The following is a 9,652-nucleotide window of genomic DNA, read 5'->3' as shown; positions in this document are numbered from 1 at the left end:
CACCGAGGGGGTCGCCGAGAACCGTCCGGCGGACCTGGTGCAGGCCGTGCAGGACGCGATGTGGCAGCCACGGGACGGGCCCCTGCCGGGCCTGGCGGGCGGGGGCCACGGCCGGAGCCCGGACGGAGGCGGTGCCCGATGAACTGGCGTGGACGGAGGCGCGGAGGCGGGCGGGGGCATGGGGACGGGCACGGGCCGGTGGTACGGAATCTGCCCATCGGTATCGACGCCCGGGGCACCCGTACCGAACGTGACTCGCTCGGTACGATCGAGGTTCCCGCGGACCGGTACTGGGGCGCGCAGACCCAGCGTTCCCTGATCCATTTCTCGATCGGCGACGACCGGATGCCCAAGGCCGTCTACCACGCCTACGGCTATGTCAAGAAGGCCGCCGCCCTGGTCAACGGGCGGGACGGCCGGCTGTCCGGCTGGCGCCGGGATCTGATCGCGAAGGTCGCCGACGAGGTGATCGCCGGCGATCTCGACGCGCACTTCCCGCTCTATGTCTGGCAGACCGGCTCGGGCACGCAGAGCAATATGAACGTCAACGAGGTGATCAGCAACCGGGCCATCCAGCTCGTCGGCGGCACCCTCGGCTCACGTACCCCGGTCCACCCCAACGACCACGTCAACATGGGGCAGTCGTCCAACGACACCTTCCCCACCGCGATGCACATCGCCACCGTGCGGGCGCTCCACGACGAACTGCTGCCTTCGCTGGCCACGCTCACCGAGGCCATCTCGGAGAAGGCCGCCGCCTGGCGGGATGTCGTCAAGGTCGGCCGTACCCACCTCCAGGACGCGGTCCCGCTCACCGTCGGCCAGGAGTGGTCCGGCTACGCGTCGCAGCTCACCGACGCCCATGAGCGGGTACGCGCCACCCTGCCGGCACTCCATGAGCTGGCGATCGGCGGGACCGCGGTCGGCACCGGCCTCAACGCGCCGGAGCACTTCGGCTCGGCGGTCGCCACCGAACTGGCGGAGCTGACCGGCCGGCCCTTCACGGTCGCCGCCAACCACTTCGCCGCCCAGGGCGGGCTCGACGCGATGGCCGCCGCCTCGGCCGGGCTGCGCGCGGTCGCCGTACCGCTGATGAAGATCGCCAATGATCTGCGCTGGCTGGCCTCGGGCCCGCGCTGCGGTCTCGGCGAACTGGCCCTGCCCGCCAATGAACCCGGCAGTTCGATCATGCCGGGCAAGATCAACCCGACGCAGTGCGAGGCCATGGTCATGGTCTGTATCCAGGTGCTCGCCGAGGACAGCGCGGTCGCTCTCGCCGCCAGCCAGGGCAATTTCGAACTCAACGCGATGCGCCCGGTCATCATCAGCAATGTGCTGCACAGCGCCCGGATCCTCGGGGACGCGAGCGAGAAGCTGCGTGTCTACTGTGTCGAGGGCGCGGAACTCCACCGCGACCGGATCGAGGAGGACGTCTCCCGCTCCCTGATGCTCGTCACCGCGCTCTCCCCCGAGATCGGCTACGACCGGGCAAGCGAGATCGCCCACCGCGCCGCCGAGCGGGGCGCCACCCTGCGCGAGACCGCCCTGGCCAGCGGCTATCTCACGGCGGAGGAGTACGACCGCGTGATCGACCCGCGCAGGATGGCCGGACTCCGCGACTGACGCGGGGCGCCGCCGTTCCCCGGCCGGCGCCCCCGGCCGCCCCGGTCATCTGAACGGGTGTCGCTCACCGCCGGTCCGTGTCGCCGGGGTGACGGGCCGACCGGCCCGTGGACGATGCAGGAATGCCATTTTCCGCTCACGCCGCCGGGATCCTGGTCCGGGCCGCGGCCTCGGCCGGCGACCCGCCGCAACTGCTGCCCGCCCGGGAGCAGATGGCCTTCACGCTGGGCTTCCACATCATCCTCGTACCGTTCGGGGTGGCACTCACCGCGCTGATGCTCATCGCCAACTACCGCGGTCTGCGCCACAACGACGAGCAGGCACTGCTCCTCGCACAGCGGTGGTCGAAGGTCGCCGCCGTACTGCTCGCCGTCGGAGCGATCACGGGTACGGTGCTGAGTTTCGAACTCGGCCTGCTGTGGCCCGGGCTGATGGGCCGGTACGGCGCCGCCTTCGGTTTCCCGTTCGCGATCGAAGGCATCTTCTTCTTCCTGGAAGCGATCTTCGTCTCGATCTATATCTACGGCTGGAAACGGCTCCCGCCCTGGACGCACTTCTGGACGGGCGTTCCCGTGGTCCTGGCGAGCATGGGCGGTACGGCCGCCGTCATCGCGGCCAACAGCTGGATGAACCAGCCGGGCGGGATCACCATGCGGGGCGGCCGGATCGTGGAGGTCCGCCCGGCCGAGGTGTTCTTCAACGGCGCTTTCTGGTTCGAGACGGTGCACATGATGCTCGCCTCCTACATCGTCGCCGGGTTCTTCGTGGCAAGCGTCTACGCGGTCGGCATGCTGCGGGGGCGGCGCGACCACTACCACCGGCAGGGCTTCCTCATCGGATTCGTCGTGGCCGCCGTCGTGATGCCCGTACAGATCTATGTGGGCGATGTGGTCGCGCGTCAGGTCTTCCAGGACGAACCGGCGAAGTTCGCCGCGGTCGAGCTGCTTCCCGACACCGGGCGCCATGTGCCCGAGACGATCGGCGGCGTGCTGATCGACGGCGAGGTGCGGTACGGGCTGAGGATCCCGGACGTGGCCTCACTCCTCGCCGGATTCAGTCCGTCGACGAAGATCCGCGGACTCGACGCGATCCCGCCCTCGGTACGCCCGGACGACTCGGCGGTCAGCGTGGTGCATCTCGCGTTCGACGTGATGGTGGGAACGGCGTTCGCCCTGCTGGCCCTCGCGCTCTGGTTCGCGTTGCTGTGGTGGCGCAAGCGGGAGGTGCCGAGGAACCGGTGGTTCCTGAGGTGCGCCGCAGTGAGCGGAATCGTCGCCGTGGTGTGCCTGGAGAGCGGCTGGGTGGTCACCGAGGTCGGGCGGCAGCCCTGGACCGTCGTCGGCATGCTGCTGACCAGGGACGCGGTGACGACCCAGGGCAATGTCTGGCCGTTCTTCGCCGCGGCGCTGGTCATCTATTTCGCGGTGGGCACCAGTGCCGTACTGATCCTGCGGTCCCTGAGCCGGCGGTGGAGAGCCGACGGGGACGAGCGGGACGAGGGTCTCGACGTACCGTACGGTCCTGTACAGCCGCTCACCGACACGAACGCGGGAGAGGGCGGGCGGGCATGAGCGACACCATCTCGGTCCTGTTGTTCCTCGGCGTCATCGCCTACGCGCTGTTCGGCGGGGCGGACTTCGGCGCCGGATTCTGGGATCTGACCGCCGGCGGAGCGGCGCGCGGCAGCAGACCCCGCAAGCTGATCGACGTGTCGATCGGTCCCGTGTGGGAGGCCAATCACACCTGGCTGATCTACTGCCTGGTCATGCTGTGGAGCGCCTTCCCGCCCGCGTTCACGGCCATCACCACGACGCTGTACATCCCACTGGGCCTCGCCGCCCTGGGCATTGTGCTGAGGGGCGCGGGCTTCGCCTTCCGCAAGGCGTCGATGCGCACGCCGGAGCAGCGGATCTACGGGGTGGCGTTCGCGGCGTCCTCGGTGCTCACGCCGTACTGCTTCGGCAGTGTGGCCGGGGCCATCGCGTCGGGACGGGTGCCCACCGGTGGCGCCGGTGATCCGCTGACGAGCTGGAACAATCCGACATCGGCGCTCGGCGGGGTGCTGGCCGTGGCGGTGTGCGCCTATCTCGCGGCGGTGTATCTGACCGTCTCGGCGGCACAGAACCACAGTCCGGAACTCGAGGCGTACTTCCGGCGCCGGGCGCTGCTCGCGGGGGTCGTCACCGGCGCGGTCGGGCTGGCCGGGATCTTCATCCTCCAGGCCGACTCCCCGCGTCTGTTCCACGACTTGAGCCATCGCGGACTGGCGCTGCTGATCATTTCCGCGCTCTGCGGGCTGGCCGGTCTCGCCCTGCTCAGGAGCGAGAGGCCGGTGGCCCTGCGCGCGCTGGCCACGCTGGCGGTGGCGACGGTGGTGTGCGGGTGGGGCGTGGCGCAGTACCCGTATCTGCTGGGGACTCATCTCCGTATCGACGAGGCGGCGGCACCGACGCCCACGTTGTGGGTGCTCACCGGGGTCGCGGTGGCCGCGGGTGCGCTGATCGCGCCTTCGCTGGCTCTTCTGTACGTGCTGCAGAACCGCGGCAGGCTGGAGACTCGGTCCTGAGGCCGCGGGAAATTCCGGGACTTCGGGGGCCGCGGGAGCTTCCTGGACTTCGGGCGCTTCAGGGCTTCTGATGCGGCGAGGGGGTCAGGGGGCGGCCGCCACACCGTACGGGCTGTTGCCGAGGGTGACGGTCGAGGTGACCTTGAGGGTCGCCGGGTCGATGACGGAAAGGGTGCCCGCGCCCTGGTCGGTGACATAGACCGCGCCGGAGGTGGCCTCGATATTGAACGGGTCCGTTCCCGGAGGGCCCACATGGACGGTACGGATGACCCGGTGGGAGCCGGTGTCGATCACGGACACGTCGCCCGGGCCGAGCACGGCGACGTACAGCCTCTTCCCGTCCGGTGAGAGGGCCACGTCGAAGACTCCCTCGCCGACCGGCACGCTGGCCGTGACCTTGCCGGTGCGGGTGGAGAGAACCGAGACCCGGGCGGCCACCTCGTTGGCGGCGTACACCGACCGGCCGTCCGCGCTGACGGCGACGGCCACCGGGAAATCACCCGCGGGAAGGGTGCGGACGACTCGGCGCGTACGGGTGTCGATCACCGAGACGCTGGCCGAGCCGGAGTTGGCGACATAGGCCGTGCCGCCGTCGCGGGCCACGGCCACGCTCACCGGGGAGACACCGACCGGGACGGTCGCGATGACGCGGTTGGTGCGGGTGTCGAGCACGGAGACACTGTTCGCACCGCCGTTGGTGACATAGAGGGTGCGGCCGTCCGGGGTCAGCGCGACACCGCTGGGGTTCTTGCCGACGGACGGGGTCCCGACGATCTTGTGGGTCCGGGTGTCGAGCACCGACACCTTGGCGGACTCGCTGTTGGCGATGTACGCGTGCTTGCCGTCCGGGGCGAGGGCGATGCCTTCGGGGCCGGTGCCGGCCGGGACGGTGGCGGTGACCTTGTGGGTCGCGGTGTCGATCACGGAAACCGTGTTGTCGAGCTGATTGGTCACATAGACCCGGCTCGCGGCGCCCGCCGGCGCGCTGACGGAGGGCGCCGCGACCGGGTCCTGCCGTACGGGGCCGTCCGCGGAACACGAGGCGAGCAGGAGTGCGACGACTGTTCCTAGGGCAGTCCCCATGACCGGCCGGAGCGCCTTCGTGTGCCGTGCCTTCGTTTGCCGCGCTCTCGTGGGCCGTTCCTTCGTGTCCCGCGAGTGCGAGTGCGGGTGCTGCATGGTGCCTCCTGCGGGGCTGGGCCGTGGTCGTGACCGGGGCCGGTCCGTGGGCGGCGGTCAGACGAGGAGGCCACGGGCGTAGTAGTCCTGGCTGTCACGGACACCGGGAAGGGCGAAGAAGTAACCGCCGCCCTGCGGCGTGATGTAGGGCACCAGCGCCTCGCCCTCCAGACGGGTCTGCATGGCGATGTACGTGTTGAGTTCGCGCTGGAAGCAGCAGAACGCATGGCCCAGGTCGAGCCCGCCGCGTACGTCCGGGCTGCGGTCGTAGTCGTAGCTGCGGCGCAGGATGGCGCTGGTCGACGCGGTCTCCGGGGTCTGCGGATTGGCCAGCCGCACATGGGAGTCCAGCGGGGTGATCAGGCCCTGCGGGTCATTGGTGTAGATGGGGTCGAGCTGGTCCGAGGCGTTGGGATCCGTGGCGTACAGCGGGGCGCCGCTGTCCTTGCGCCGCCCGAAGATCCGCTCCTGCTCGGCGACGGTCAGCTTCTGCCACTCTTCGAGCTTGAAGTGGACGATGCGTACCACCTGGTACGTACCGCCGGCCGCCCAGCCGGGCTCGTCGGTGCGCGGCTGGACCCAGACCTCCTGGTTGAGCTGGGCGGTGTCATTGAGGTCCGGGTTGGCGATGCCGTCCTTGAAGCCGAACCAGTCGCGGGGGACACCGACGGGGCGCGACGGATTGCGCGTGCCGTTGATGCGCCAGCGCTCGTTCATACCGCCGCGGGTGTGGGTCAGGAGGTCGAGCAGCGCGTGCACCGTGGTGTCACGGTTCGTGGCACAGATCTGTACGAGCATGTCGCCCTGGGAGAGGGCGGGATCCAGGTCGTCGTGGGCGAACGCCTTCATGGTGACGAGCTGGACCGGCTTGCGGGAGGCCAGTCCGTACCGGCCGTCGAAGAGGCTCGCGCCGAGGGCGACGGTGACGGTCAGATCGCTCACCGGTATCTCGGGGCCGAGGATGCCGTTGTCGGAGGCGGGCTCGTCCGGCGGCGTCCTGGGCGGTGTGCCGCCCGCGGTGAGAAAACGCGCCCGTGAGGTCAGGGTGCGGAAGAGGTCGGTGAGCGCCTTGCGGTCGTCGGCGGTCACATCGAACGCCATGAAGGTCACGTCCCGCTGCGGCAGGGTCACGATGCCGGCCTGGTGACGGCCGTGGAACGGGATCGGCTTGCTGCCCCGGGCGGCGGTGCGGGCCGGGGCGGCGGTGGCGGCAAGGGCGGTGGCACCGGAACCGTCCAGCAGCCCGGTCCCCGCCGCTCCCGCGAGACCCGCGGCGACCGTGCCCTGGAGGAAGGAACGCCGGGCGAAGAAACCGGCCGGGCACTCTCCGGCCGGGTGCGCCGCCCCGGGATCGTGCGGGGCCGCGGGGCGGGGCTGTCGGTTCTCGGTCATACGGTTCCCTCCTGGGGACGGGACCGCCTTGCGCCGAACGTACCTGCCGCCCCGTCCACCCGCCATCGCCGCCACGGCCGGGCACACCCCTGCCCCACCCACGTCCCCGAAGGCCTCCGGCCGCCGCTCCGGGCACACGAAGACTGCCGGCGCACTGCCCCGGAGGAGTGAAGATCACCGCCCTGGCAGGGGAAAGCCGTCGGCGGGACGGCCCGGACCTTCAGATCCTGCTCACCACGTCACATACGCCGTCGGACTCCCGGGGGAGCGGTCTGCTGCGGTCGTACGGGTCGGCCTCGGTCGCGTCCGGCCTGGGTCCGGTCGACCGGTCCGGGTCGAAGTACGGATGGATCAGCCCGTCGGTCGACTGGCACACGTCGTTGCCGATGCGGGAGTTGATGTCGTGGATCCATATCTTCCCGTCGGTGGCCTGCCACCGGGCGGGGTCGACCACCTGTGTCTCGACGACACGGCGCACCGTCGTACGGGTCACCTCGCCCGGCCACTTCTTGCTGGCCAGCGGGTAGACGAAGGTGTAGTCGGCCGTGAGGATCGCGATGCCCGGTTCGCCGCCCCGGACGGTCATCCGGCCGCGAACCCTGATGTCGTGGCCGATGATCCCGGCCTCATCGCTGTCGAACCGGGTGACGACCGAGGTCGGATCGTTCGTGGCGGTGGGCTTCCGGAGCCCTTCCTTGAGACGGGTGACGTACTCGTCCCCGAGGGGATCCAGCAGCGCCAGCGCCTTGACCGGGTCGGCGCCGTTCAGCACCTTCGGGTCGAGGTTCGCCGCGACCAGGAACTCCTTGAGCAGCTTCTGCCCCTTGGCGACGCGTGCCGCCGACACCCCGCTGACCGCCTTCGCCGTCGGCAGGACGATCGCGTCCGCCCCGCTGTCCCAGTGCTGTGCGGGGGAGCCCGCGAAGGGGCGCTCATGGGTGGGCCGCGCGTTTCCGGCCGCGGCCGGTGCGCGGGTCGGCCGCGCGGTCTCCGCCGGCAGGACCGTGTCGTCACCGGCCGCCCCGCCCACCGGATCACCGGCGGAGGCCGGGCCCCCGCCGGGCAGCCAGGACATCTCGTCGGCGACGGTGAACGCGACGACCAGCGCCACGGCGGCGGCCACGACGCCGGTCACCCTGCGCCGACGCCGTCGTGCCCGGTCCTCGGCGCCGAACGTCAGCGGTCCGGTACGCCAGCCGTCCGGCTGCGCCGGACCGTTCCGCTCCCCGTGGCTCCGCCCGGAGCGCCGGGCGCGCTCCTCGTCCTGGAGCCGCAGCCGTTCGGTCACCATACGGGCCCGTGCGGACGGCTCACTGGGCGCGGCGAGCCGGCCCATGCCCTCGCTCGCTCTCCCGCTGGAACTTCTCCCACTCCTCCTCGGATATGGACGACTCCCCCACCGGCCGGGACGGGTCGGAGCGCTCGGAGGGGTCGTCGGAAGCCGACGGCTGTGCAGACATGGAAAGGTGCGCCTTCTGTCACGATGCAATGCAGTTTCGGCCCGGCCCGGAGAAGCCGGGCTCGGTTCGGCGCTGCCGGGCTGGGGGAATCCAGAGCGCGAGCTACGACATTCGTACCGGCACACACATGTCACTTACAAGGTCTTCACATGCTTCGTGATCGCAGAGTGACCCGAACTCCCTGGTCGGGGCGGGCACATCGGCGACTCGCCCACCCCGTGGCTACGGCGCCTCGCTCCGGGAGAAGCCGGTGTGCGCGTCCAGGGCCTCGATGATCTCGGGCCAGAGTTCGCGGGGGCGGTCGTGCCCCATATCTGCGAGCAACAGGAGCTTCGCTCCGGGGACCAGCTCGGCGGTACGCCTTCCGCCGCTGGGGTCAATCAAGACGTCATCCAGACCGTGAATCACCAAGGTCGGCAACCGGAGTTCGCGGAGTGCCTCAGCGCGTGAGCCCCCGAGGACCATGGCTCCCATTTGCCGTCCGGCTCCGGCCGGGTAGTAGGCGCGGTCGTAGCTTCTGGCCGCCAGCTCACGCAGAAGCGCGGGCCGGCCGTACTTCTTGGAGGCCCACACCATCTCCCGTTCCGCTGCCGCGATATAGCCTTCGCGATCCGATGGCTTCGGACTGGAGAGCACGGCTCGGGCCTCGGCGCTGGAGTGCCCGTAGTCGGGCTCGCCGGTCGAGGACATCATCGATGTGAGGGTCAGCACTCGCGCCGGCCGGCTGATGGCCATGGTCTGGGCGATCATGCCGCCCATCGAGGATCCGACCACATGGGCTCGTTCGATTCCCAGAGCCGTGAGCAGACCGAGGCCGTCGTCGGCCATGTCCTGGAGTGTGTAGGGCACCATCGCGGCAGCCGCGCCGATGTCTCCCGAGCTCACAGTGCTGATGAGCCGGCCCATGTCGACGGGGTGATCGTCGAACTTGGTGGACAGACCGCAGTCGCGGTTGTCGTACCGGATCACATAGCGGCCACGTTCCGCGAGGGCACGGCAGAAGTCCTCGTGCCAGGCGATCATCTGAGCGCTGAAGCCCATCACGAGCAGGACAGCCGGATCGGAGCGATCACCGAAGGTCTCGTACGCGATCGACACTCCGGGCGAGACTTCAGTGATCGGCATGCCGGAAGTTTCCCGCATGGCCCGTCCGCGCGCACCCGGTTATCGACGGAACGTGCCCGGCCACGGTGAACGCGCAGGCGTGTGAGGGCCGTTACGTCTTGTTGTTGCCGGTGCTGTACGAGCGCGCTCCCGTGCCGACGAGCTTGCCGCCCTGGACGATGAGGTACTCGTCACGGATCGGACTGCCCTCCAGCCAGCACTCCAGGATCTCCCTGGTCCCGGCGGCGTACCGGACCTGGGCCGGGAGCGACGAGCCCGACATGTGGGGTGTCATCCCGTGGTGGGGCATGGTGCGCCAGGGGTGGTC

Annotated in this window: 8 protein-coding genes and 1 pseudogene; 3 read left to right on the top strand and 6 right to left on the bottom strand. The window is 70.2% G+C overall.

All coding sequences use genetic code 11. From position 1 onward, the window contains the following. Positions 1-138: 138 nt before the first annotated feature. The 3 genes from fumC to WH07_RS14220 all read left to right on the top strand — a co-directional run bounded on the left by fumC (position 139) and on the right by WH07_RS14220 (position 4,189). A complete protein-coding gene (gene fumC, locus WH07_RS14230; RefSeq protein ID WP_046500227.1) occupies positions 139-1,623 on the top strand; it encodes a class II fumarate hydratase in 1,485 nt (494 codons plus the stop codon). Between the two features lie 122 nt (positions 1,624-1,745). After that, positions 1,746-3,194, top strand: coding sequence for a cytochrome ubiquinol oxidase subunit I (locus tag WH07_RS14225; protein WP_046500226.1), 1,449 nt, complete (start codon positions 1,746-1,748; stop codon positions 3,192-3,194). Beyond that, a complete protein-coding gene (locus WH07_RS14220) occupies positions 3,191-4,189 on the top strand; it encodes a cytochrome d ubiquinol oxidase subunit II (RefSeq protein WP_046500225.1) in 999 nt (332 codons plus the stop codon). Before WH07_RS14225 ends, WH07_RS14220 begins: the two co-directional genes overlap by 4 nt. An 84-nt stretch (positions 4,190-4,273) precedes the next feature. On the opposite strand, the gene WH07_RS14215 is transcribed toward WH07_RS14220, so the two are convergent. The 6 genes and pseudogenes from WH07_RS14215 to WH07_RS14195 all read right to left on the bottom strand — a co-directional run. Next, the gene (locus WH07_RS14215; protein WP_198533803.1) at positions 4,274-5,272 is read right to left on the bottom strand and encodes a YVTN family beta-propeller repeat protein; all 999 of its coding nucleotides are present in this window, start codon (positions 5,270-5,272) and stop codon (positions 4,274-4,276) included. A 153-nt stretch (positions 5,273-5,425) separates the two neighbouring features. Beyond that, positions 5,426-6,760, bottom strand: a complete 1,335-nt coding sequence (locus WH07_RS14210) for a Dyp-type peroxidase (protein WP_046500224.1) — start codon at positions 6,758-6,760, stop codon at positions 5,426-5,428. A 220-nt stretch (positions 6,761-6,980) separates the two neighbouring features. Next, entirely contained in the window at positions 6,981-8,096 is a 1,116-nt protein-coding gene (locus WH07_RS14205; RefSeq protein WP_052744375.1) for a hypothetical protein, read from the bottom strand. Next, a complete protein-coding gene (locus tag WH07_RS39735; protein ID WP_157877340.1) occupies positions 8,071-8,220 on the bottom strand; it encodes a hypothetical protein in 150 nt (49 codons plus the stop codon). Before WH07_RS39735 ends, WH07_RS14205 begins: the two co-directional genes overlap by 26 nt. Before the next feature lie 222 nt (positions 8,221-8,442). Continuing rightward, entirely contained in the window at positions 8,443-9,345 is a 903-nt protein-coding gene (locus tag WH07_RS14200; protein WP_046500223.1) for an alpha/beta fold hydrolase, read from the bottom strand. Positions 9,346-9,436: 91 nt separating this feature from the next. Beyond that, a pseudogene (locus WH07_RS14195) lies at positions 9,437-9,652 on the bottom strand (NAD-dependent formate dehydrogenase); the annotation flags it as partial.

Source organism: Streptomyces odonnellii (genome assembly GCF_000981895.1).
Lineage (GTDB): Bacteria > Actinomycetota > Actinomycetes > Streptomycetales > Streptomycetaceae > Streptomyces > Streptomyces odonnellii.
This window is presented reverse-complemented; position numbering and strand designations above follow the sequence as displayed.

What these genes read in the sequence shown, in the direction of transcription:
- WH07_RS39735 (WP_157877340.1), bottom strand. Translation starts at nt 8,220, where the DNA reads ATGTCTGCACAGCCGTCGGCTTCCGACGACCCCTCCGAGCGCTCCGAC.
- fumC (WP_046500227.1), top strand. Translation starts at nt 139, where the DNA reads ATGAACTGGCGTGGACGGAGGCGCGGAGGCGGGCGGGGGCATGGGGAC.
- WH07_RS14200 (WP_046500223.1), bottom strand. Translation starts at nt 9,345, where the DNA reads ATGCCGATCACTGAAGTCTCGCCCGGAGTGTCGATCGCGTACGAGACC.
- WH07_RS14220 (WP_046500225.1), top strand. Translation starts at nt 3,191, where the DNA reads ATGAGCGACACCATCTCGGTCCTGTTGTTCCTCGGCGTCATCGCCTAC.
- WH07_RS14225 (WP_046500226.1), top strand. Translation starts at nt 1,746, where the DNA reads ATGCCATTTTCCGCTCACGCCGCCGGGATCCTGGTCCGGGCCGCGGCC.
- WH07_RS14205 (WP_052744375.1), bottom strand. Translation starts at nt 8,096, where the DNA reads ATGGGCCGGCTCGCCGCGCCCAGTGAGCCGTCCGCACGGGCCCGTATG.
- WH07_RS14215 (WP_198533803.1), bottom strand. Translation starts at nt 5,272, where the DNA reads ATGGGGACTGCCCTAGGAACAGTCGTCGCACTCCTGCTCGCCTCGTGT.
- WH07_RS14210 (WP_046500224.1), bottom strand. Translation starts at nt 6,760, where the DNA reads ATGACCGAGAACCGACAGCCCCGCCCCGCGGCCCCGCACGATCCCGGG.